The 22205-nt window shown below is 63.2% G+C and carries 18 protein-coding genes; 9 read left to right on the top strand and 9 right to left on the bottom strand.

The genetic code is table 11. The features are described from left to right. Positions 1–26 precede the first annotated feature (26 nt). The gene (locus tag GWE18_RS10230; RefSeq protein WP_275185646.1) at positions 27–2138 is read left to right on the top strand and encodes a BTAD domain-containing putative transcriptional regulator; all 2112 of its coding nucleotides are present in this window, start codon (positions 27–29) and stop codon (positions 2136–2138) included. A 4-nt stretch (positions 2139–2142) separates the two neighbouring features. Here the strand turns inward: GWE18_RS10230 and GWE18_RS10225 are convergent, their stop codons facing one another. Continuing rightward, positions 2143–2553 carry a hypothetical protein gene (locus tag GWE18_RS10225; RefSeq protein WP_057855314.1) on the bottom strand — a complete coding sequence of 137 codons (411 nt, stop codon included), beginning with the start codon at positions 2551–2553 and terminating at the stop codon, positions 2143–2145. Positions 2554–2593: 40 nt separating this feature from the next. Next, a complete protein-coding gene (locus GWE18_RS10220) occupies positions 2594–4342 on the bottom strand; it encodes a peroxidase family protein (protein ID WP_275185645.1) in 1749 nt (582 codons plus the stop codon). A gap of 177 nt (positions 4343–4519) precedes the next feature. On the opposite strand from GWE18_RS10220, the gene GWE18_RS10215 reads away from it, so the two are divergent. Continuing rightward, a complete protein-coding gene (locus GWE18_RS10215; protein WP_275185644.1) occupies positions 4520–5395 on the top strand; it encodes a dihydrodipicolinate synthase family protein in 876 nt (291 codons plus the stop codon). 123 nt (positions 5396–5518) lie between these two features. Here the strand turns inward: GWE18_RS10215 and ftsH are convergent, their stop codons facing one another. Next, positions 5519–7357 (bottom strand): ATP-dependent zinc metalloprotease FtsH, encoded by a 1839-nt coding sequence (ftsH, locus tag GWE18_RS10210; protein ID WP_275185643.1) that lies wholly within the window; start codon positions 7355–7357, stop codon positions 5519–5521. A gap of 319 nt (positions 7358–7676) precedes the next feature. Between ftsH and GWE18_RS10205 the strand changes: the two genes are divergently transcribed. Beyond that, a complete protein-coding gene (locus GWE18_RS10205; protein ID WP_275185642.1) occupies positions 7677–8774 on the top strand; it encodes a trypsin-like peptidase domain-containing protein in 1098 nt (365 codons plus the stop codon). A 162-nt stretch (positions 8775–8936) separates the two neighbouring features. Next, positions 8937–11261 carry a xanthine dehydrogenase family protein molybdopterin-binding subunit gene (locus GWE18_RS10200; RefSeq protein WP_275185641.1) on the top strand — a complete coding sequence of 775 codons (2325 nt, stop codon included), beginning with the start codon at positions 8937–8939 and terminating at the stop codon, positions 11259–11261. 91 nt (positions 11262–11352) lie between these two features. Here GWE18_RS10200 and GWE18_RS10195 read toward each other — a convergent pair whose 3' ends face one another. The 3 genes from GWE18_RS10195 to GWE18_RS10185 are packed head-to-tail and all read right to left on the bottom strand — an operon-like array spanning position 11353 to position 14581. Further along, the gene (locus GWE18_RS10195; RefSeq protein ID WP_275185640.1) at positions 11353–12549 is read right to left on the bottom strand and encodes an acyl-CoA dehydrogenase family protein; all 1197 of its coding nucleotides are present in this window, start codon (positions 12547–12549) and stop codon (positions 11353–11355) included. A gap of 12 nt (positions 12550–12561) precedes the next feature. Further along, the gene (locus GWE18_RS10190; RefSeq protein WP_275185639.1) at positions 12562–13710 is read right to left on the bottom strand and encodes an acyl-CoA dehydrogenase; all 1149 of its coding nucleotides are present in this window, start codon (positions 13708–13710) and stop codon (positions 12562–12564) included. A 19-nt stretch (positions 13711–13729) separates the two neighbouring features. Beyond that, complete coding sequence (locus tag GWE18_RS10185) at positions 13730–14581, bottom strand: enoyl-CoA hydratase (RefSeq protein ID WP_275185638.1); 852 nt, start codon at positions 14579–14581, stop codon at positions 13730–13732. 156 nt (positions 14582–14737) lie between these two features. Here GWE18_RS10185 and GWE18_RS10180 point away from each other — a divergent pair, with 156 nt between their 5' ends. Genes GWE18_RS10180 through GWE18_RS10170 form a run of 3 tightly spaced genes read left to right on the top strand, consistent with a single transcriptional unit; the run spans position 14738 to position 16781 of the window. Beyond that, on the top strand, positions 14738–15346 hold the full coding sequence (locus GWE18_RS10180) for a LemA family protein (RefSeq protein WP_275185637.1): 609 nt from the start codon (positions 14738–14740) through the stop codon (positions 15344–15346). Positions 15347–15369: 23 nt separating this feature from the next. Beyond that, positions 15370–16281: a YgcG family protein gene (locus tag GWE18_RS10175; RefSeq protein ID WP_275185636.1), complete on the top strand. Its 912-nt coding sequence runs from the start codon at positions 15370–15372 to the stop codon at positions 16279–16281. A 2-nt stretch (positions 16282–16283) separates the two neighbouring features. Next, positions 16284–16781, top strand: a complete 498-nt coding sequence (locus GWE18_RS10170) for a TPM domain-containing protein (RefSeq protein ID WP_275185635.1) — start codon at positions 16284–16286, stop codon at positions 16779–16781. Between the two features lie 289 nt (positions 16782–17070). On the opposite strand, the gene GWE18_RS10165 is transcribed toward GWE18_RS10170, so the two are convergent. The 3 genes from GWE18_RS10165 to GWE18_RS10155 form a co-directional block, all read right to left on the bottom strand. Then, positions 17071–17685 (bottom strand): glutathione S-transferase family protein, encoded by a 615-nt coding sequence (locus GWE18_RS10165; RefSeq protein WP_275185634.1) that lies wholly within the window; start codon positions 17683–17685, stop codon positions 17071–17073. A gap of 212 nt (positions 17686–17897) precedes the next feature. Further along, entirely contained in the window at positions 17898–18707 is an 810-nt protein-coding gene (locus GWE18_RS10160; RefSeq protein ID WP_057855327.1) for an MBL fold metallo-hydrolase, read from the bottom strand. Next, positions 18704–19078: a cyclic nucleotide-binding domain-containing protein gene (locus GWE18_RS10155; protein WP_057855328.1), complete on the bottom strand. Its 375-nt coding sequence runs from the start codon at positions 19076–19078 to the stop codon at positions 18704–18706. The genes GWE18_RS10160 and GWE18_RS10155 overlap by 4 nt, the downstream gene beginning before the upstream one ends. Positions 19079–19318: 240 nt before the next feature. Here GWE18_RS10155 and GWE18_RS10150 point away from each other — a divergent pair, with 240 nt between their 5' ends. Both GWE18_RS10150 and GWE18_RS10145 read left to right on the top strand, forming a co-directional pair. Continuing rightward, positions 19319–20386 (top strand): hypothetical protein, encoded by a 1068-nt coding sequence (locus tag GWE18_RS10150; protein WP_275185633.1) that lies wholly within the window; start codon positions 19319–19321, stop codon positions 20384–20386. A gap of 90 nt (positions 20387–20476) precedes the next feature. Beyond that, positions 20477–21991: a hypothetical protein gene (locus tag GWE18_RS10145; RefSeq protein WP_275185632.1), complete on the top strand. Its 1515-nt coding sequence runs from the start codon at positions 20477–20479 to the stop codon at positions 21989–21991. Positions 21992–22205: the final 214 nt, after the last annotated feature.

The raw sequence follows: 22205 nt of genomic DNA, 5'->3' as shown, positions 1-22205 counted from the left end.
AACCAACCGGTTCCGGAAACCGTTGCATGCCGGTCAGCGCAAACGCCATGACAGCAGACAAGGCTACGGTGGCGCCCGAAAGCGCCCCGCGCCTGTCGGTATCGCTGGTTGGGCGGCTCGGCGTGCGGTTCAACGGCCGGCCGATCGAACTGCGAACCCGCAAGGCCGGCGCGGTTCTGAGTTATCTGGCGTTATTGGACTCGAAGCAGGAGAGCCGCGAGCGGCTGGTCGGCCTGCTCTGGAGCCGGTCGGACGAGGAAAAGGCGCGCGCCTCGCTGCGCCAGGTCGTTCGCGAACTGCGATCGATGCTCGAGGAGGCCGGATATGACGGCTTCGTCGCGGAACGACTGATGATCGGCATCGACGTCGGACGTATAGAAGTTGACATCGAAAGCGTGATTAAACTCGCCGAAGGCGGACGCGTTCACCCGCTGCTGCTCGATACGCCGCAACTCGACGGGCGGTTGCTCGAAGGAATGGACGATCTCGACCCGTCGTTCCGGGTCTGGGTGCTGGCCAAGCGGCAGACCATCCATGAACGGCTGATGCGAAATCTCGACGAAGGCCTGACCTCCGCGAGCGTTGCTGCCGACGCCAAAAAGAGGATCGCGGCCGCGATCGTCAATCTTGATCCGACCCATGAATATGCCTGCCGCTATCTGATGCGGGCGCATGCGGAAGAAGGCGATGTCGCCGGCGCGCTGCGCATCTACAAGGCACTGTGGGATCTTTTGGATCGCGACTACGCCATGGAGCCGTCATCGGCCACCGAAGAACTCGTCGCGAACATCAAGCTCGGTATTCTGGAGCGCGCACCCGCCGATCGGGCCGCATCGGCAGCGAATGACGAATTCGCCGTCAGGATGGTCAGGGGGGCCGTTCTTCAGCCGGCGGCCCCGATGTCGCCACCGGCCAATGCCCCTGCCAAGACGCGCCTGGTGCTGCGGCCCTTTGCGATGCACGGCGTTGATGAGGACCACAGCCATCTGGTGCAGGGATTCTCCCAGCATCTCGCCGCCTGTCTCGTGCGCTTCCGCGAATGGAGCGTGGTCGATCGTCCCCCCGCGGCCGTCGTGCTTCCCGCGCCGGACACGGCGCCGCAGTACTGCATCGAAACCACCGCTTACCAGGCAGGCGCCGAAATCAATATCGTGATGGTGCTGCGGGACGATACCACCGGGATTTACGTCTGGAGCGAGAGCTTCCGGCTCGGCCTCGGCAACTGGTTCGAAACGCAGCAGCGTATCATCCGCCGGATCGCGACCGCGCTGAACGTTCAATTGTCGACCGAGCGGCTGATGCGGCTGGCGGGCGAGCCAGACGTATCGCTCGAACTGCACGACCGCTGGCTGCGCGGGCAGAATCTCATGTCGAAATTCGATCCCGAAAGCTGGCGGCGGGCGGTCACCATCTTCCGCGATGCGATCCGTGACAATCCGGGCTTCTCGCCCTGCTACAGCAGCCTCGTGCAGATGAATAACATCGAGCATCTGGTGCATCCCGGGATCTTTCGCGATCTCGACAAGGCCAAGGCCACCCTCGAACTGGCGAAGACCGCCGTTCAACTGGACCCGGTCGATTCCAGGGCGCATCTGTGCTGCGGCTGGTCCTACGTGATGGCGCTCCGCGAGTCGGAAGCAGCGCCGCACATGGAACTGGCATGTGAGCTCAACGACAATGACCCATGGACGCTGCTGTCCAGCGCTCACTACTCGGCGATCTGCGGATCGATCGAGGACGCCCGGGTTCGCGCCGAGCGGTCGCTCGCGCTCTCACCTGCGCCGTCCTATCTCGAATGGGCGTATCACGGCACTGTGCGGTTCTTTTGCGGAGACTATGAAGGCACCATCGAGGCGTGTGATCGCGCGCAGGGCATCAACAAGGTCCTGCCGGCATGGCGCGCGGCCGCGCTGTTCCAGCTTGGGGAGCGCATGCAGGCGCAGCAGGAAATCCAGCGCTTCGTGAACGGTCTGCGTTCATTCTGGGTCGGATCGTCCACGCCGACGGACGAGGCAGCGGCGCGCTGGGTCATGCAAGCGCATCCAATCAGCGTGAGGGAGCGGTGGGAAGCCCTGCGCCAAAGCTTGCGTGGCGGAGGGCTTCCTGTCGATGGCATCACTCACCTAACGCGGAACTAGATCATCAGGCGCAGTAGCTGATGGTGTAGTCGCCGACACGTTCGGCATGCACGCGGAACTTGTCGCTCTCCGGAATTACCGGATCCAGGCCGTTGAACAGGCGCTTGTAGAACGGCGGAAGCGGATAGGTCGCGCCCGGCTTTTTGAGGCTTTCTTCGGAATCCGCGATCATCACGGCGGGCGGCAGGCGCACCACGATCGTGTCCATCTCCTGTTCGACGAACTTTACCTTCTTGAAGCGCTCCGGAACCGTCATGAACACCTGCGCCTTGGCGAGTTGCTCCTTGAATTCGTCGACAGTGGTCGGGATCGGGTATTCGTTGTCGTCGTCGAGATAGTTCTTGCCGGTTGACCAGGTCTTCACCAGGTTGCCCCAGCGCTCATGGTTGGTTACTTGCATTCTTTCGATTGCCATAGCTTCACTCTCCGGGTTGCGTGAAGCGGAGGATTCCGCCTCACAAAAATGCAGGCACGGCATGCCGCAGCTCGGCAATTTCGGTGGTGAACTCCACTAGCTGCGCCATGTTTGAGATATCGGGAATGTCCTGAAGTACGTTTGCCGGATAAAATTCGCGGGAAACTGCCGCCAGTTGCCCGGCAAGCGAGTTGCCGTCCGCGCAACGCGGGTCGCCGGCGAGCGCGCCAAAGATGACTTCCGAGACGATGATTGAGCCGAGCGGGCCGAGGTGCAGGCCCTCCGCCTGCGGTTGCCGCATCGCTTCGAACAGGATGAAGAAGGGCAGCGGCGGCTCGTTCGAAAGGGTTTCGATGTCCTCGGCCGTCAACGCGCCATACGCAGGCGCGGCCGCCAGCCATTCGCGAAGTTGATCTGCGCGATAGGCGCGGTCGGCAAGCAGGCGAGACATGGCGACGAAACGCGGCCGTCTGCTACCGATCTCGGCAATCAATGCGTCAACCGACCACATGCCGGCCAGCCCCGCGCCGAGCAGGTCGCGATAGAGCAGGCCAACCCGTTCCGTTTCGTCGAACGCAGGAAAGATCTGGTCGTTGCCCAGCCCGTCGCTGAGATGTGGTCCGATGCGGCGGCTGAAATTCGGCCTCGACCCGTTGATCTCGAAAAAACGCGACCATTGCACCATCCACGTCTCGTCGAGCGGCATATTTGCGGGGTCGTTTACCGAGCTCTTTTCGAGCGTGTTGTTGAGGTCGTGGAGAGACAGGTCATTGATCTGGTATTCGGGGCGCACCATGGCGTGACCGAAGCGGAATGCGCCGTGCGAGAACTCGAGCGGAATTTCCCAGTCGCCGGTCTGAAGGCCTTCCGCGGAATGGGGGCGATCGATGAAATCGGGGCTCGGTCCGTCATAGTCGGCGTAGATCGCCGGATGGATCACCCGCCGCATCAGGTCCTTGCGCAGGATATTGTGATAGATCGCGATCAGCGACTCGCGGGCGCACAGGAAGCGCTTGTAGGCGGCGCCGAACTGACCGTTTGGTCCCGCGTTGCCTTCATGGCGGCGAATGATATCGATGAGCCCGTTGTGCAGCAGCGCGAACAGCGCCGTTAGTTGTGACATCACCGCGTGATCGTCATTGCGCGGATCGGCGACCAGCGCCTCGGTGAGGGCAACGCGGACGCCTGCAATGCTGCGGTCGATCCCCGTCACGTTCTCGGCCGGGGTCCGCGCGATGTCGCGGAACGGGCAGCCGGTCGCCGGCTCGTTCTCTTTCCAGCGCATTCGCCCGAGCCGCAGCTTGGTGCGGCGGTCGTCATTCGGCGCATCGAGCGCGTAGATGTGCGGCGATCCGACAGGACCGCTGCCGTACAGCGTCTCCAGCCGAAGCGGCGTACGGCGGGCGTTGGTTGTTCCTCGGCCGAGCCCTCCCGCAACTGATAGCGGAATCGCCGAATGCACCAGATCATGCGCAACGAACTGCAGCAGATAGGTATAGCCTGAGGGGATGAAGGGATTTTCCCAGTGTTCCGCCGATTGAACCTGGTGGGGCGGCCATTTGATTGCAGCATCCATTCGGCGCGACAGGCGATGCATCAGCCCGCGGAGCGCTGTATGGTGCGACGGCGAACCGAGCGGATCGACACCGAAGGCGCGGAAGCGCTGCGAAGGAGCCGGCGCGCCGAGGAAGTGACGAAAGCCGGGCGGCGTTGCGGCGTGAGCAGAGTCGCGCGTATCGAACTCGGAAGTTCGGAAAGAGGGTGCGTCAGCGACTTTCTGCAGAGCCATAAAACCACTCGCGCGCTTGGCCGGGGCGCAGAGATTGCGAAGAAAGTCGTGAAATTATCGTGAGTTAAATCGTTAGAACCTGTGAACATCTGTGGACATCTTTTGGCCAAAGTGCAGCAGCCGGATGCTGCGCAACGCGGCGCAGTAACGACTTTCCCGCTTGAGGCATTTCCTTTCATGGCTGATTTCCACGGCGTCTTTCCCTATCTGGTGTCACCCGTCGATGCTTCCGGCGAAATTCGCACAGAAGTGCTGGGCCGGTTGTGCGACGACCTCGTCAAGGCGGGCGTGCATGGGCTGACGCCGCTGGGATCGACCGGCGAGTTCGCCTATCTCAACCAGGCACAGCGCGCGACCGTGGTGCAGACCACGATCGAGGCCGCTGACGGACGCGTGCCGGTGGTTGCCGGTGTTGCCTCGACGTCGACGGCGGACGCGGTGGCGCAGGCAAGAGCGTATCAAAAGCGCGGCGCCGACGGCATTCTCGCAATCATGGAGGCGTATTTCCCGGTCGCCGATGCACAGGTCGAATCCTATTTTCGCGCCATTGCCGACGCCGTCGACATTCCCGTCGTGATCTACACCAATCCGCAATTCCAGCGATCCGATCTGACGCTCGATGTGATCGCGCGGCTCGCGACCCATCCGCGCATCGGCTACATCAAGGATGCCTCCGCCAATACCGGCCGGCTGCTGTCGATCATGAACCGTTGCGGCGACAGCATCAAAGTCTTCTCCGCCTCCGCCCATATTCCGACGGCGGTGATGCTGATCGGTGGATTGGGGTGGATGGCGGGCCCTGCCTGCATCATCCCGCGGCAAAGCGTCGAGCTCTACAATCTCTGCCGGGCGGCGCGCTGGGATGACGCGATGGCGCTGCAGCGCAAGCTGTGGCGCATCAATGAAGCCTTTGCGCGCTTCAACCTCGCCGCCTGCATCAAGGCCGGGCTCGACATTCAGGGTTACGCGGTCGGCGACCCGGTCCCGCCGCAGGCGGCGCTGACAGTCGAGCAGCGCAAGGTCGTCGAGGCGGCGCTGCGCGATCTCGGATAGGGGGGTGCTTGCGCAGATTCCGTAGGGTGGGCAAAGCGCAGCGTGCCCACCGTGGCTTCCGGCAATGTCGCTCGAGATGGTGGGCACGCTTCGCTTTGCCCACCTACCATTCTTGGCGTAGCCTTAAACCGCTCGCAGCGCCTCTTTCGGCGTCTCGCGTATCAACGCCTCGAGATCGCTCTGCTCCAGGGTCTCTTTCTGTAGCAGCTTTTTCGCCGCCCGATCCAATATTGCGCGTCGGGCTTTCAGGATGCCCTGCGCGCGTTCGAATACACCGTCGACGATGGCGCGGACCTCTTCGTCGACGGCAGCGGCGGTCTCGTCGGCATATTCGCGCTCGCGCACCGGGAAGGGCCGGTCGGCGCCTGCGAGGAAATTGCCGGGGTCGCGCTCATAGGCGACGCTGCCGAGCTTTTCCGACATGCCGTAGCGCGTCACCATGCTGCGGGCGATGTCAGTGACGCGGCGCAGGTCGTCGGCGGCGCCGGTGGACAGGTGATTGAACACGATCCACTCCGCCGCGCGTCCGCCAAGCAGTACCGCCATCTTGTTTTCCAGCTCCTCCTTGGTCATCAGGAAACGGTCTTCGATCGGACGCTGGATGGTGTAGCCGAGCGCGCCGACGCCCCTGGGAATGATCGATACCTTATGCACGGTGTCGACGCCGGGCAGCGACAGCGCGATCAAGGCATGTCCCATTTCGTGATAGGCGACGATCTCGCGCTCCTTCGGATTGAGAAGCCGGTTTCGCTTTTCCAATCCCGCCACCATGCGCTCGACGGCATTGTTGAAGTCGGTCATCGCGACCGCGCTGGCGCCGCGGCGTGTTGCGAGCAACGCGGCTTCGTTGACCAGATTGGCGAGATCCGCACCGGTGAATCCCGGCGTGAGCGCGGCCACCGCCTCGACATCGACACCAGGATCAAGCTGCACTTTTTTCATATGCACCTTGAGAATTTCTACGCGGCCTTTCTTGTCGGGGCGATCGACCAGCACCTGGCGATCGAAGCGGCCCGCGCGCAGCAGCGCTGGATCGAGGATTTCCGGCCGGTTGGTCGCGGCCAGAATGACGAGGCCCGAGCGCGAATCGAAGCCGTCGAGTTCGACCAGCAACTGGTTGAGCGTCTGCTCCTTTTCGTCGTGCCCGCCTGCAAAGGGCCCGATGCCGCGGGCGCGGCCCAGCGCGTCAAGTTCGTCGATAAAGATGATCGCTGGGGCCTTCTGGTGCGCCTGCTGAAACAGGTCGCGTACCCGCGCAGCGCCGACACCGACAAACATCTCGACGAACTCCGAACCGGATATCGAGAAGAATGGCACCTTGGCTTCACCGGCGACGGCCTTGGCCAGCAGGGTCTTGCCGGTGCCGGGCGGACCGACAAGCAACACGCCCTTGGGCATGCGTCCGCCGAGCCGTCCGTAATCAGTCGGGCTTTTCAGGAAGTCGACGACCTCGCGCAGTTCGTCCTTGGCTTCATCCACGCCAGCGACGTCGGAAAAGTTCACGCCGGTATCGGCCTCGACATAGATCTTGGCTTTGCTCTTGCCGATCGCCATCAGGCCGCCACCAAGGCCGCCACCTTCCGCGGCGCGTTTGCCGATGTACCACCACAGGCCGAAGAACAACAGCACCGGCATGACCCATGACAACAGGTCGCGCACAAAAGTGCTCTCGATCTGGCCGGTGAATTTTACGTTATATTTCTCGAGTTCTTGCGCCGTCTCCTGGTCGACCCGCGTGGTGACGAACTGCTTTTGTCCGCCGGACAGCGGCTCCTTCAAGGTGCCCTGCACCGTGCGGTCTGAGATGCCGACGGTCGCGACCTTCCCCTGCTTCAGCAATTGCTGATATTCGCTGTAGGGAATGATGGCGATCTGGCTCGCCGTCGAGATGAAGTACTGGATCACGAAGACGGTAAAGATCGCGGCGATCGCGTATCCGACGTTGAAACGCGTCTTGTTCATAATTGAACTCCGGGCGCACACCCTCACGGGAAGCTGGGTCGGGGCATTCGCCTGATCCAAAGGGACCTGCGGCGAGCATGAATTGCGCCTCCATGACAATGGGAACGGGGAGGTTTGGTTTCAATGGACGCGGCTTGCGGGACGAATCGCGCTACCTAAATCATTGCGGGAAAGCCGATTTCAGCGCTCCAGCAAGTCGCTGGAAACTGGAAACTTTCGGCCGGTGTGGGCGTTTGATGTGCTGACACTTCAATGGCTGAACAGCCCGTTGCTTCCCATTGCCGTTCGCACGCGAGCGGCATTGCCAGGTGAGTGATCGATGAACCGTCGCTTCGTGCTTCTTGCAGCCATTGTCGCAGGCGTCTTGGTGGCGCTGACCGTCTCCAATGTCCGCTACAGCCCCTGGACCAACACGGTCGCACGGACCGTCGACCAGCGCGGGCCGCTGTCCGAGGGCGAGCGGGCCAACATCGAACTGTTCGAGCGCGTGTCACCGTCGGTCGTGCAGGTCGCCGCGCGGTCCGCCGCCGCCAGTCCATTCGCTGAGGACGAAGGCGCGGAAGCCGGCGCGGCAGCCTCGGGCACCGGTTTTGTCTGGGACAATAACGGCCATCTCGTCACGAACAATCACGTCGTGCAGAATGGCCGCGAGGTCGCGGTTCGCTTCGCCTCTGGCGCGGTGGCGCAGGCCGAAGTCGTCGGCGTCGCGCCCAATTATGACCTCGCGGTGTTGCGGATCAGGAATACCCGTCAGTTGCCGTCGCCGGTGGCGCTGGGCAGTTCAAGCGAACTCAAGGTCGGTCAATCGGCGTTTGCGATCGGCAATCCTTTCGGGCTCGATCAATCGCTGACCAGCGGCATCATCAGCGCGCTCAAGCGCCGGCTGCCGACCAGCAGCGGCCGCGAAATCGCCAACGTGATCCAGACCGACACCGCGATCAATCCCGGCAATTCAGGCGGGCCGCTGTTGGATTCGGCGGGACGGTTGATCGGCGTCAATACGGCGATCATTTCGCCTTCCGGCTCGAGCGCCGGCATCGGCTTTGCGATCCCCGTCGACATCGTCAATCGCGTGGTGCCCGAACTCATTAAAAACGGTCGCGTGCCGACGCCCGGGATCGGCATTGTCGCCGCAAGCGAGGCCGTTTCGACAAGGCTCGGCATTGAAGGTGTGATCATCGTGCGCACGGCGCCCGGAAGCCCGGCCGAGCGCGCCGGCATCCGCGGCGTCGATTTCAACTCGGGCGCGCTCGGCGATGTCATTGTCCAGGCCGACGGCAAGCCGGTTCACCGGCTTTCCGATCTGACCGACCAGATCGAGCAGATCGGCGCCGGCAAGAGCATCCGCATCAGCCTGAAACGCGGGTCGCAGACGCGCGATATCGATATCAACATCGTGGACATCGGCCGTAGCTGATCCTCCTTTTGACGGCAGATCGTACCCGTTTGCCGCGGCCGCACCTGCGTGCGCTGGCGCGTTTATTGCACGCATTTATCGCAGGGAATTGAATGAGTTGTCTCGGGCGGAAAAACCGCTAAAACCCCGCCCAATCCGACAAGAGGCTCGAAGGACAAACTGATGAACATTCTTCCCGGCAATATGCGTTTTGGTGCGGGCCAGCCGGTCAAGCGTTTAGAAGATCAGAGACTGCTCACCGGGAAGGGACAGTTCATCGACGACAAGGCCGAGGAGGGCGCGCTGTGGCTTTACGTGCTGCGTTCGCCGCATGCCCACGCCAAGATCGTCTCGATCGACACCGCAGCGGCGGCCGGGATGCCCGGCGTCCAAGCGATCTATACCGGCGCCGACCTGATCAAGGACGATATCGGCTCCATTCCCACGCTCGCGATCTTCAAACGGCCGGACGGTTCACCGATGACGGTGCCGCCGCGGCGCCTGCTCGCCCATGAAATCGTCCGGTATGCCGGCGAGGCCGTGGCCGCCGTGGTGGCGACGTCGCGGGTGCTGGCGCAAACCGCGGCCGAGGCGATCGAAATCGACTACGAAGTGTTGCCCTCGGTGGTCGATCCCGTCGAAGCAGTGAAGCCCGGCGCACCGGTGGTGTGGCCCGAGGCGCCCGACAACATCGTGGCCGCCATGAGCTATGGCGACGCCGTCAGGGTCGAGGAAGCCTTTGCCAAGGCTGCGCACACGGTCTCGCTCGATCTGGTCAGCCAGCGGCTTGTGCCCTCGGCGATGGAGCCACGTTCGACGATTGCCGAGATCGAGAAGAAGACCGGGCGGCTGATCCTGCACGTGCAGTCGCAAACCCCCGGCTCGACTCGTGATCTGCTCGCGGAATCCATTCTGAAGCGGCCGAAGGACAGCGTGCGCGTGCTGGTCGGCGATATCGGCGGCGGCTTTGGCCAGAAGACGAGCCTCTATCCCGAAGACGGCATCGTTGCCTACGCCGCGACCAAGCTGAACAACAAGATCCGCTGGCGCGGCGACCGCACCGACGAGTTCGTCGGCGGCACCCATGGCCGAGATCTCACCTCAACCGGCGAGTTCGCGCTCGACGCCAAAGGTCGCGTGCTCGCCTATCGCGTGCGCTCGATCGGCGGTACCGGAGCGTACTCGTCGGGGACCGCGAACATCATTCCGCTGGTGCTCGGCCCGTTCGTGCAGACCGGCGTCTACGACCTGCCGCTGGTGCATTTCGAGGTGAAGTCGGTGATGACCAACACCGCGCCGGTCGGCGCCTATCGCGGGGCGGGGCGGCCCGAGGCGGTGTTCATCGTCGAGCGGCTGATGGATGCCGCCGCGCGGCAGATCGGAATAGATCCGCGCACCATCCGCAAGGTGAACTACATCAAGCCCGCGCAACTGCCCTACACCAACGCGGTCGGCCAGGTGTACGATTCCGGCGCCTTCGCGCACATGCTATCGCGGGCTTCGGAGCTTTCGGATTGGGACGGCTTTGCCGCGCGCAAGAAGGCGGCGAAGAAGAAGGGCCTGCTGTATGGCCGCGGCCTCACCAGTTATATCGAATGGACCGGCGGGCGCGCGCACACCGAAAAGGTCAGCCTGCACGCGACCGCGGAGGGCCGCATCATCCTGCATTCCGGCACCATGGCGATGGGGCAGGGACTGCAGACCACCTACACCCAGATGGTGGCGGATACGCTCGGCATTCCCATGGACAAGATGGACGTCGTGCAGGGCGACACCGATCTCGCCACTGGTTTCGGCAGCGTCGGCTCACGCTCGCTGTTCGTCGGCGGCACGGCGGTCGCGGTCTCGACCAACGACATGATTCAAAAGGCGCGCGAGAAGGCCTCGAACGTGCTGGAAACGTCCATCGAGGATATCGAGTATCGCGACGGCTGGCTGACGGTGGTCGGCACCGACAAGCGCATCAGCCTGTTCGAGATCGCGAAGAAGGAGGACGGCGCGCGGCTTTCCGTTGATTCCGAAGGCGAGGTCGACGGCCCGAGCTGGCCGAACGGCACCCATATCTGCGAGGTCGAGATCGATCCTGAAACCGGCGTCAGCAAGGTGGTGCGCTACACCACGGTCGATGACGTCGGCGTCGCCGTCAATCCAATGCTGGTCACCGGCCAGGTCCATGGCGGTGTTGCCCAAGGCATCGGGCAGGCGCTCTATGAGGGCGTGGCCTACAGCGAGGAAGGCCAGCTATTGACCGCGAGCTATCAGGATTACTGCGTGCCGCGCGCCGACGACATCCCGCCGATCGGCGTGACCCTCGATGATTCCGCGCCCTGCCGCACCAATCCGTTGGGCGCCAAGGGCTGCGGCGAATCCGGTGCCATCGGCGGCCCGCCCTGCGTCACCAACGGCGTGATGGACGCCTTGAGCGAACTCGGCATCAAGCAGCTCAATACGCCGTTGACCCCGGCCAAGGTGTGGCAGGCGATCAGGGACGCGAAGGCGGGGGGATAGGGCTCCGTCATTCCGGGGCGCGTCGAAGACGCGAACCCGGAATCTCGAGGTTCCGGGTTCGATGCTGTGCATCGCCCCGGAACGACTGCGTTCAAAGTCCCAACACCATCTTCGCCACGATATCCCGCTGGATCTCCGACGAGCCGCCGAAGATCGTGTACGCCCGGCCGTTGAGATATTCCGGCACGACGGGGAGCATCTCCTCCGGGATTCCCGGCGCTTCGTTGAGCCGGTACAACGGCCGCACCGGCTCGACATAAAGGCCATCATTGCCGATCACGTCGACTCCGAGCCGCGTCACCGCCTGGCGGATTTCGCTGACGCGAAGCTTTAGCAGCGATGACACCGCGCCGGGATTTTGTCCCGTCTGCAGCGCAGAGAGCACGCGCAGTTCGGTCATCTCCAGCGTATCGATATCGACTTCGATCTCAGACATCCGCATTGCGATATCGGGATCGTCGATCGCGCGGCCGGTTAGGTCGGATGCGGCAAGGCTAGAGACCGTCTTCAGCGCGTCGCGCAGCTTGGCCGAGGCGATGCCGGAGCCGCGCTCGAACTCGAGCAGGTATTTGCCGTAGGTCCAGCCCTTGCCTTCCTCGCCGACGCGGTTGGCGACGGGCACGCGCACATCGTCGAAGAACACTTGGTTGACCTCATGGTCGCCGCCGATGGTCAGGATCGGCCGCGTCGTAATGCCCGGGCTCTTCATGTCGATCAGGATGAACGAAATACCGTCCTGCTGCCGTTCGGTCTCGTTGGTGCGCACCAGTGCGAACATCCGGTTGGCGTGATGGGCGTGCGTGGTCCAGATCTTGGTACCGTTGATGATGTAGTCGTCACCGTCGCGCACCGCGCGGGTTTTCAGCGAGGAGAGGTCGGAGCCGGAGCCGGGTTCGGAATAGCCCTGGCACCAGTAATCCTCGCCGGAGAGGATCCGCGGCAGGTAAAAATTCTTCTGCTCGGGCGAGCCGAAGCCGATGATGACCGGGCCGACCATCTTGACGCCCATCACGTTCACATTCGGCGCGCCGGCGCGGGCGCATTCGGTCTCAAAGATCCAGCGCTGCGCCGGGGTCCAGTCCGGCCCGCCATGTTCCACCGGCCAGCCCGGCGCGCCCCAACCCTTCCTGTGTAACGCGCGCTGCCAGGCCATCCCAATGTCAGGATCGGAGAACACCGACGGCGTCAGCGCGGTGGCGCGTTTCATTTCCGGCGTGAGATTTGCCGCGATGAATTCGCGGACCTCCTTCTCGAAGGCGCGCTCCTCGGCGTTGAAAGCAAGATCCATGATGCGCTCCTATCAGGCCTGAACGGCACGGCCGCCGAGGGCGGCATGGCGGCGATAATGATGGGCGCTGCCGCCGAACAGCGTATCGAAGGCGAGCAGCCGTTTGAAATAGGAGCCGATGTCGAGCTCTTCGGTGACACCCATCGCGCCGTGAAGCTGGACCGCCTGTTCGGCGACGAAGCGCGCACATTTGCCGATCTTGGCTTTTGCGCCCGAGGCGGCGCGGCTGCGTGCGATGGGTTCGGCGTCGGCCATCAACGCAGCGCGCAGCGCCATCGATCGCGCCTCGTCGCATTGCATCGCCATGTCGGCGAGGCGATGGCGGATCACCTGATTGGCAGACAGCGGCCGCCCGAACTGCTTTCGAATCTTGGTGTATTCCAGCGTCTGGTCCAGCAGGGTCTGCATGATGCCGACGGCCTCCGCGCCGAGCGCGGCCATCGCGCGGTCGATCACGGCTTCGATCACAGGCAACGCGTCGCGGCCGTCGCCGAGCAGTGCGTCGGCAGGAAGCTGCACGCCGCTCAGCTCGAGATTGCAGGCCCGGCCGCCGCCAAGCCGCGGAAAGTCGCGCAAGGCGAGGCCGCGCGTGCCTTTGGGCATCAGGAACAGGCAGAGCTTGTCCGGTTTGCCGGAGCCGTCATCGACGCGAGCCGAAACGATGATCTGGCTGGCGGAGTTGCCGTCGAGCACGGCGGTCTTTTGTCCGTCGAGGCGCCAACCGTCAGGCGTCCTCTTTGCTGACGTCGCGACCTTCGACAGATCGAAGCGCGCCTGACGTTCAGAATGCGCGAATGCCAGGTAAAGCGAACCGTCGGCGATATCAGGCAGCAGTGCCCTCTTCTGCGCGTCCGTGCCGCATTCCGATATCAGCGACGCGCCGATCACGACGGTGGAAAGATACGGCTCGGAGACGAGGCCGCGCCCGAACGCTTCCATCAGGATTCCGACCTCGACCGCGCCGCCACCAAGCCCGCCATGAGCCTCGGCGATCGGCAGCGCCAGCCAGCCGAGATCGGCGAACTGCTTCCAGATATCGGCGCTGAAGCCGAGCGGATCGTTGGCGATCTGGCGGCGGTGATCGGCGGTGTAGGTCTCGCTGACGAAGCGGTCGGCACTTTCGCGCAGCAATCGCTGCTCTTCACTTAGGGTGAGGTCCATCTGATTTTCTTTGCTTGTTCTATTTTGCCTGTGCCGGCTTCTGGACGGAGGGGTGCAATCCTGCGGGATCCACGATCATTCCGAATTCCTGCAGGTTATGCGCGTGGCAGAGCTGATGCAGCGCGAACGCCTGCTCGATCGCCGCGGGTTGTCCCATCACGTCGACCGAGCGATTGACGGCTTCCTTTGTCAGCTTCAGCGCGAACGAAGGTTTTGCAGCGATCCTTTCAGCGAGCTTCATCACGAACGAGGATAGTTCGTCGCGCGGCACCACGCGATTGACCATGCCGAGCCGATGCGCTTCCTCCGCGCTCCAGACGTCTGCTGTGAACAGCAATTCCTTGGCCTTGCGCGGACCGAGCTCCCAGGGATGCACGAACCATTCGACGCCGCAGACGCCCATGGTGACGACGGGATCACGGAACTCCGCATCATGGCTTGCGACGATGAGGTCGCAGGCCCAGGCCAGCATCAGGCCGCCGGCAATGCATTTTCCGTGCACTTCCGCGATCGTAGGCTTTGCCAGATTGCGCCAGCGCCGTGTGATCTGCAGATAGATTTCCTGCTCGCGCGCAAAGCGGCCGTGCGCGTTGGGTTCGGCGAACCCGCCCCAATTTCCGACCGGCGGAAAATCTACGCCGGTGGTGTTCTTGGCTCCGGGGCGCAGGTCATGCCCTGACGAAAAATGCGGGCCGTTGCCGGCAAGGATGATGACCTTGACCGCATCGTCCTGCACCGCCTGGTCGAAGGCAGCGTTGAGGTCGTAGGTCATCTGCAGGTTCTGAGCGTTGCGCGCCTCCGGCCGGTTCATCACGATCCGCGCGATGCGCGGCTCCGGCCGCTCCACGACGATGGTCTCGAACGCGGTCATGCGCCCTCCCTCTATTGTTATCCGGCCATGTTGTTATTTCAGCGAACGATAGGCAAGGGCCGTCGGCTGCGAAATAGACCTGAGACGGCTTACGCCTTGCATACCTGACGCAACCAATCCGACGGGTTGGCGTTTAGCTCTCTTTGGGAGAGCTCGATGCGCAGATTATGGACCGTGCTGGCGGCGCTGTCGTGCCTGAGCCTGACCAATTGCGGCTACAACGCGATCCAGACCAATGACGAGCAGGTCAAGTCGGGCTGGTCGGAAGTGGTCAACCAGTATCAGCGCCGCGCCGATCTGGTGCCCAACCTCGTCAATTCCGTGAAGGGCTTTGCGCAGCAGGAAAAGGACGTGCTGCTCGGGGTCACCAACGCGCGTGCCAAGGTAGGCAGCGTCCAGGCGACGCCGGAAGTGTTGAACGATCCCGCCGCGTTCCAGAAATTCCAGGCTGCCCAGAGCGAGCTCACGAGCGCGCTGTCGCGGCTGTTGGTCGTGACCGAAAACTATCCGCAGCTCAAATCGGACGCGCTGTTTCGCGACCTGATGGCGCAGCTCGAAGGCACCGAGAACCGCATCACCGTGGCGCGAAACCGCTACATCAACGCGGTGCAGGACTATAACGTGGGCATCCGCACCTTCCCGAACAACCTGACGGCGATGGCGTTCGGCTACAAGGAGAAGCCGGCCTTCACGGTCGAGAACGAGAAGGCGATCTCGACGGCGCCGAAGGTGGATTTCAACCCGACGCCGGCGCCCGCGAAGTAGCGGGGGTGAGCGGACGATCCGCGATGAACGCTGCAAGAGCTTGCATTCTTGCGCTGCTGCTGTGCTGGGCTTGTTCGGCGCTGGCGCTCGTCGCGGTGCCAGCCTTGAGCGGACGGGTGGTCGACCAGACTGGGACGCTCGCAGCCGGCGATATCGCCGCGCAGACGCAGACGCTGAAGGATCTGGAGACGCGCAAGGGCAGCCAGATCGCGGTGCTGATCGTGCCGACGACGGACGGCGAGGCGATCGAACAGTTCGCGCTCCGGGTCGCGGAAGCCTGGAAGATCGGCCGCAAGAAGGTCGACGACGGCGCGCTGCTCGTCATCGCCAAGAACGATCGCCGCTTGCGGATCGAGGTTGGTTACGGCCTCGAGGGCGCGCTCACCGACGTCACCACCAAGCGCATCATCGACGAAGACATCACGCCCAAATTCAAGGCCGGCGATTTCGCCGGTGGCGTCTCGGCGGGCGTCAACCGAATGGTCCAGGTCGCCGAGGGCGAGAAGCTGCCGGAACCGGCACCGCCGCATTGGGAGACGTCTGAACTGCTCAATTACCTCAACCCGGGCAATCCGTTTGTCATCTTTGGGCTTATCATCCTCGCGGCGGCGCTGCGCAGTTTTCTTGGCAGATTCATCGGCGCGCTGGCGACCGGCGGCATCGTTGGCGTTGTCGCCTGGTTTGTCGCGGGATCGCTCGCGGCCGCAATGCTGGTGGGCTTTATCGCTTTCGTCGTCACCTTCCTCTTCCAGAATTTGGGTTCGACCGGCCCAAGCGTGGGGCGGCGCCGATATGACCGGGACAATGGCGGATGGGTCATGGGCGGCAGCGGCGGGTCCTGGTCGGGCGGCAGCGGCTCCAGGGGTAGCGATAGTGGCGGGTTCAGCGGTGGCGGCGGCAACTTTGGCGGCGGCGGCGCCTCGGGGAGCTGGTAGACATGAGCATCCGACGCATTACCAGACATCTTCTGCAGCACCACTGGCGGCGCCGCGTCGCATTCCCGCCGGACGTGTTGGCGCGGATCGAGAGCGCCATCAAAGCGGGCGAGACTACGCATTCGGGACAGCTTCGCTTCGTGGTCGAAGGCGCGCTCGACGGCGCCCCACTGTTTCATAACCAGCCGGCGCGGGAACGGGCACTGGATGTCTTTTCCCAGCTCCGCATCTGGGACACCGCGCACAATAACGGCGTGCTGATCTACCTTCTGCTCGCCGATCACGACGTCGAGATCGTCGCCGACCGCGGCATCAACGCCAAGGTCGGCACAGAAGGTTGGGAAAAAATCTGCAAGGAGATGGAGATCGATTTCAGGGCAGGAAATTTCGAGCGTGGTGTGATCAGGGGCGTCGAGGCTGTGTCGCGCGAATTGGCCGCACATTTTCCGAGGAGCGGTGACGGGTCGAATGAACTGCCGGATACGCCGGTGGTGATCTAGCTCACCAGCACCCCAAACCAAAGGATGGTAGGCTCATCCGTTTCCATGGTGTGAGCCTACCTCGGTACAGTTCGGCAATACGTGCGCGCAATGGCGTCAGCCGGCACCGGGTGCTACCTATCAAAATAGTTCTAGCAACCGTAATGCAAAGCAACGGAACCGGACTCACGAGCCGGCAGTTGCAAGACAAGGTCGGCGGCGTAACGCCCGCCGGCCTTTCTCTTGATCGACCGGCGAGCTGAACTTCTCGATATTACGTCGCCGGTTCTACAACCGGACAGTAATGGGTTCACGCCTTCGCAGAAGGCCGCTCGGCTACCCGGGCCATCCAGGCGACGATGTTGGCGTTGGCGGTGTCCAGCGGCTGGCCGACCTGGCCGCCGAAATCGAGCCAGCCATAGAGCAGGATGTCCGCCAGCGTGAAGCGCTTACCGCACAGATAGTCGCGGCCGTCAGCCATCTGGCCATTGAGCCATTGCAGCCGATTGGCGGCGATCATCTTGAGGCCGGGCGAGGCCTCGGGCGCGCAGGGAATCCGCTTCTCGAAAAACTTCAGCCCTTCGCCGAAGCGGAAGCCGTTCCCCATATGCTCGCAGATGTTGAGATCGACGCGGCGCGTCCACATCCGGCATTCGGCGCGCTCTTCCGGCGTCGCTCCGATCAGCGGAGGGTTCGGATGCTTCTCTTCGAGATATTCGCAGATCGCGGTGATTTCGGAGAGGTAGTTGCCGTCGTCGAGTTCGAGGGTCGGCATCTGCCCATGCGGATTGCGCTTCAGATGCTCGGCCTCGCGATTCTCGCCTTTGCGCAGGTCGACGGTCTGCTTCGGCATCTCGATGCCCTTCTCCGCCATAAACATGCGGACGATGCGCGGGTTCGGTCCGACCGAATCGTAGAACTTCATGGTGCTGTCTCTCCCGATGTTTTTTATGCAGTGTTGTTGGGGAACCGTTGAACAGGCCGCCATGTCATTTGTCAAATGGGCGATGGGCTTTTCTCTCCGCGTCATTGCCTGCGACAAACGCGAAGCGTTTGTGCAAGGGAGCGATGGCGACGAAGCAATCCATTCTTACCGTGCGGGACGATGGATTGCTGCGCTGGCGCTCGCAATGACGGTCAGTCGTCGAGCTTGTTGAGGTCGCGTACCGACTGCATGATCGGCTCGAAGTTCGCTCGTGCATCGAGCGCGTCGAACAATTGCGCGGTGTCCGACAGCAATCCGTGCGAACGCTGGATCGCGATGCGCACGTCCTCTTGCGGTGTGTCGGATAGCCGCCCATGCCCCGACAGCAGGATCTTCGAGTCCAGGCCCTTCAGCCGTTCCAGTGACTGGATGTAATCGGCGATGCTGCCGGAGCCGAACACCCCGCCCATCACCCCGCCGGGCATCAGCGTGTCGGAGGCGAACAACAGCCCCTTGTCCTGATCGAACAAAGTGATACAGGCCGAGGTGTGGCCGGGCGTGTACATCACGTTGAGGCGGAAATTGCCGAGGTCGATCAGATTGCCTTCTTCCAGCCAGAGATCGATATTGATCGGCACGTTCGGCTCGTTGAACATCTTGCGTAGCATCGAGAAGTCGTCGCGCAGCATGATCTTGTTGGCGGCCAGGCGATGTGCGGCGATAAAGGCGCGGCCGTGGAAATGATAGGCAGCGCCGATGTGGTCGAGATGCTCGTGGCTCAGCACCACCATGTCGATGTCGTCGGGCTTCACGCCGATATGGTCGAGGGACGCCAGCAGGTGCGGATAGTTTGACGACAGCCCGACATCGATCAGGATGGTGCGCGAGCTGCCACGCACCAGATAGGCGTTCGCCCCGCGGTTCTTGAAGCGTATCTGATAGACGTTCTCGGCCGCCTCGATCAGCGTACAGACCTCGCTGTCGCGCAGCGTCTTGAATGGGCTCGGTCTGCGCTCGCTCATGAACCGGCCGCGGCTTTGAAGGCGACCGTGTTGGAGGCCCGCAAGCGCTTGCTGAGCGCATCCATGATCATCAGCGCAAAGGCCGGCTGCTGGCTGACCAGGTAGACGAAGCGGGCGTGATTGATCCGCATCACGCGGGTTTTGGGCGCCGCGGCGATGGCCGTTGCCGAGCGGGAGGAGCCGTCAATGACGGCCATCTCACCGAAGAATTCACCCTTGCCGAGCGTGACGATCACCGTCTTGCTGGCGCCGTTCATCTTGGCAATCTCGACCTGGCCATCGAGCACCACGAACAGTTCCCGCCCGGTCGAGCCTTCCTCAAAAATGACGTCATCTACATCAAACTCGTTGATGCATTTCTCGATGGTCATGACGGCCACCTGCCTTTCTGGCTGGTCGGTCGGTCCATGTTAATCGGGAAACAGACCGGCGCAAACGGAACCGGCAGGGATGCCGCAGGGCAGCATAGGGAGCTTGGGACCGGATGGCCTGCCTTTGGCGGCAAAAATCCGGCCGGATGAGTTCCTAAAATTTCGGTAAGGCTGCGGCCGGTAACGATTTGGCAAGCAATAAAAGTTACCAAATGGTCAATCAATTCTGGAGAATGCAACGTGAGCGATCAGCAACCCCAGCCCACCAGCGGTGAAACCGGAACCCTTGGCTCCGGGCCCGCAGCTCCCGATGTGCCGGCACCGAGCGAGCCGGTAACGGCCGCGGCTGAGGTCGAGGCGGCGAGACTGGCGCCCGAGCAGGAGCAGACCTCGCCGAAGCCTGACGCGCCCAAGGTGGAGGCCGTCAAGATGGAAGCGCCAAAGGCCGAGGCGTCAAAGGTTGAAGTTCCCAAGACCGACGCTCCCAAGACCGACGCTCCCAAGGCCGATGCTCTCAAGACCGACGCTCCCAGGATCGACGCCGTAAAGCCGGAAGCACCACGCTTTCCCGCCAATGTGATGATCATGTCGCCCGGCGACCGCGCCGGCGCCGATGCGAAGGCTGCGCCGGCGGAAGGATCGTCCGGCAAACGACGGATCGGGGCGATGGCCGCCGTAGTGGCGCTGGCGACGGTGGCGGGCGCGCTGGGCGGCGCGCTGGCAACCGCAGGGATTGGAAAGTTGATGGCCGGAGATTCGGCCACCCAGGCGTCGACGAAGGATAGCGCGCTCGAAGCCACCGTGGCGCGGATCGATGCCGACATCGTCGCGCTGAAGGCGAGCCTCGAGCAGACCGCCAAGGCCGGTACGACGCAGTTCAACAAGACCAGCGACCGCCTCGACAAGGTCGAGAAGGCGCAGGCCGAGCCCGCCGCGAAGCTCGCCAAGCTCAGCGAGGCCGTGGACAAGCTCCGCTCCGCCCAGGCGTCTGTGACGACCGCTGCCGCGGCGCCGGCGCCTGCGAAGGAGAGGGACGTGACGGGCACCATACCGCAGCAGGCCGCTGCGCCGGCACCGGCGCCCGTGCCAGCGGCGCCGCCCAAGCCCGAAGTTGCCCGGCTGCCGACCGTCGAAGGCTGGGTACTGCGCGACGTCTCCAATGGCAGCGCCCTGATCGAGGGTCGTCGCGGCATGTATGAGGTCTATGCCGGCGATCCCGTGCCCGGCGTTGGCCGCGTCGACGCCATTCGCAAGCAGGACGGTCGCTGGGTGGTCGTGACCAGCAAGGGCCTGATCGTCGCGCGCTGACGGGATGACATACGAACAGGAAGGCGTTTCACGGCGACGTGAAGCGCCTTTTTCCTTGAATAGACCTCTTTGCGCGGTGTTAGGTGGGACATGAGCCGCGTGCCACGATTTCTCGCCATCGTTTTTGCTCTGCTGTACGGCGCTTTGCCGGCGCATGCGGCACAGGATGCGGCGCTGGAGCGCGGCACAGCCGTCACCGATCTCGCGACGCTGCGCGAACTCGACGCCGGAAAATTTCGCCTCGATCGCTTGCTGTTGCCGGAGCGGTCGGCTGACATCCCGCTTGCCAACAGCGAGTTGTTCGCCGTGCCGTCGATGGCGCCGGTCCGGCGGGCGATCGACGGCGAGTTCGAGCGCTACATCGCGCGGCGCCGAGCGAGCCTGCCGAAGGAGACCATCGGCGTCGGCGAGGGTTTTGATTTCCAATTGTTCGACCGCACGCAGCTTTACTCGGCCGAGACACGGTTCGTGCTGGCCGGCATCGTCAACCGCATGGACCGCACTTACGCCGCGGAAGCGAGCTGCGGCGAGATCCGCCTGATCTACCGCCTGACGCGGGCGAACAAGGCGGCCGGCGACGACGCTTCGCCGCCGCGGCTGCCGATGACGCTGAACCTCGTGCTGAAGGCGAAAGGCGAGGGGGCGGCGATCAACTGTTCTGAGATCGCGGGTCGCTGGCTTGCCGCGTCGCTCCGAGGAATGCTGTCGGTAAGGGATGGCCCGCTCGACCTGATCACCCACGAGAATATCGACCGCATCGAGACCAATCTGCAGATCGCGCACGCGCCGAAATCTTCGGTTCGAGATTTCCGCACCGACTATCTGTTGAAGGTATTTCGCTACGATCGTGACGCGCGCGCGTTCGCGGAATCGCCGATGGAAAACCAGATCGACCGCGCGCGCCTTCTGGCGGACGATGGCCTCAAGCGCGAGTTCAGGGCATGGCTGCTCGATCCCGCCAATCTCGTCGCGTTCGATCGCGGCACTGTGCTGATCCCGGAAAAATTCCTTGCGAGCGGCGCGATTGCGCCAACGCCGGTAGGATTCGATCCATCGGACCTGGAGCCCGAATTCGGACTGGTGCAAGGCGAGGGTGCCGTGTTCAGCGAGGCCGACGTCGTGGCGGCGCTCAGGAAGGCTGTGGCAGGTGGCGTGAAGCTGCAGAACATCCGCTCGCTCGCCGGGTTCGAACGGCGGCTCAACGACGTGACCTGCTCCGGCTGCCACCAGACCCGGGGCATCGGCGGTTTTCATTTCCCAGGCGTCGACTGGATGGCGGATAAACCGTCGAATTCTACCGTCGTGCCGGCGTCGCCGCATTTCTTCGGCGACCAGATCCGCCGTCGCGATATTCTCGTAAGCCTGCGCGACGGCAAGTCGCCGGATTACTCGCGCGGGTTCGCCAGCCGTCCGCAGTTGCGCGGCAGCACCGAACTCGCCGGCACCAACTATTACGACGGCTGGGGCGCGCATTGCTATGCGCAGGGCAAGCCGTCCGCTAACAATGACGCTAGTTTTCGCGACTGGACTTGCGCCGAAGGCCTGACCTGTCAGGCCGCCGGCAAGATCTCGCGCATCGGCATGTGCTTCGTCAAAAGCCGCTAGCGCATGATGAAGCAAGCTGCATCATCGTGATCCGTCACCCTGAGGTGGCCGTGCGCAGCACGGCCCTCGAAGGGCGACGGCCACGGGCCGTTCATCCTTCGAGGCTCGCCCAGCGGTGCAAGTGCACCGCAAGGCTCGCACCTTCGGAATAAGCGCAAGTGCGCTTATTCCTGAGATGACGGGAATAGCGCCGGCGCGTTTGCTTCGACCTAAA

The organism is Bradyrhizobium sp. CSA112, assembly GCF_029051645.1.
Classification (GTDB): domain Bacteria; phylum Pseudomonadota; class Alphaproteobacteria; order Rhizobiales; family Xanthobacteraceae; genus Bradyrhizobium.
Note: the sequence above shows the minus strand (reverse complement) of the source record. Positions and strands in the feature narration are given on the sequence as shown.

Coding starts and splice junctions, on each gene's coding strand:
- GWE18_RS10230 (WP_275185646.1), top strand. CDS start 27: ATGCCGGTCAGCGCAAACGCCATGACAGCAGACAAGGCTACGGTGGCG.
- GWE18_RS10205 (WP_275185642.1), top strand. CDS start 7,677: ATGAACCGTCGCTTCGTGCTTCTTGCAGCCATTGTCGCAGGCGTCTTG.
- GWE18_RS10200 (WP_275185641.1), top strand. CDS start 8,937: ATGAACATTCTTCCCGGCAATATGCGTTTTGGTGCGGGCCAGCCGGTC.
- ftsH (WP_275185643.1), bottom strand. CDS start 7,357: ATGAACAAGACGCGTTTCAACGTCGGATACGCGATCGCCGCGATCTTT.
- GWE18_RS10180 (WP_275185637.1), top strand. CDS start 14,738: ATGCGCAGATTATGGACCGTGCTGGCGGCGCTGTCGTGCCTGAGCCTG.
- GWE18_RS10215 (WP_275185644.1), top strand. CDS start 4,520: ATGGCTGATTTCCACGGCGTCTTTCCCTATCTGGTGTCACCCGTCGAT.
- GWE18_RS10170 (WP_275185635.1), top strand. CDS start 16,284: ATGAGCATCCGACGCATTACCAGACATCTTCTGCAGCACCACTGGCGG.
- GWE18_RS10190 (WP_275185639.1), bottom strand. CDS start 13,710: ATGGACCTCACCCTAAGTGAAGAGCAGCGATTGCTGCGCGAAAGTGCC.
- GWE18_RS10185 (WP_275185638.1), bottom strand. CDS start 14,581: ATGACCGCGTTCGAGACCATCGTCGTGGAGCGGCCGGAGCCGCGCATC.
- GWE18_RS10165 (WP_275185634.1), bottom strand. CDS start 17,685: ATGAAGTTCTACGATTCGGTCGGACCGAACCCGCGCATCGTCCGCATG.
- GWE18_RS10195 (WP_275185640.1), bottom strand. CDS start 12,549: ATGGATCTTGCTTTCAACGCCGAGGAGCGCGCCTTCGAGAAGGAGGTC.
- GWE18_RS10175 (WP_275185636.1), top strand. CDS start 15,370: ATGAACGCTGCAAGAGCTTGCATTCTTGCGCTGCTGCTGTGCTGGGCT.
- GWE18_RS10155 (WP_057855328.1), bottom strand. CDS start 19,078: ATGACCATCGAGAAATGCATCAACGAGTTTGATGTAGATGACGTCATT.
- GWE18_RS10145 (WP_275185632.1), top strand. CDS start 20,477: ATGAGCCGCGTGCCACGATTTCTCGCCATCGTTTTTGCTCTGCTGTAC.
- GWE18_RS10160 (WP_057855327.1), bottom strand. CDS start 18,707: ATGAGCGAGCGCAGACCGAGCCCATTCAAGACGCTGCGCGACAGCGAG.
- GWE18_RS10220 (WP_275185645.1), bottom strand. CDS start 4,342: ATGGCTCTGCAGAAAGTCGCTGACGCACCCTCTTTCCGAACTTCCGAG.
- GWE18_RS10225 (WP_057855314.1), bottom strand. CDS start 2,553: ATGGCAATCGAAAGAATGCAAGTAACCAACCATGAGCGCTGGGGCAAC.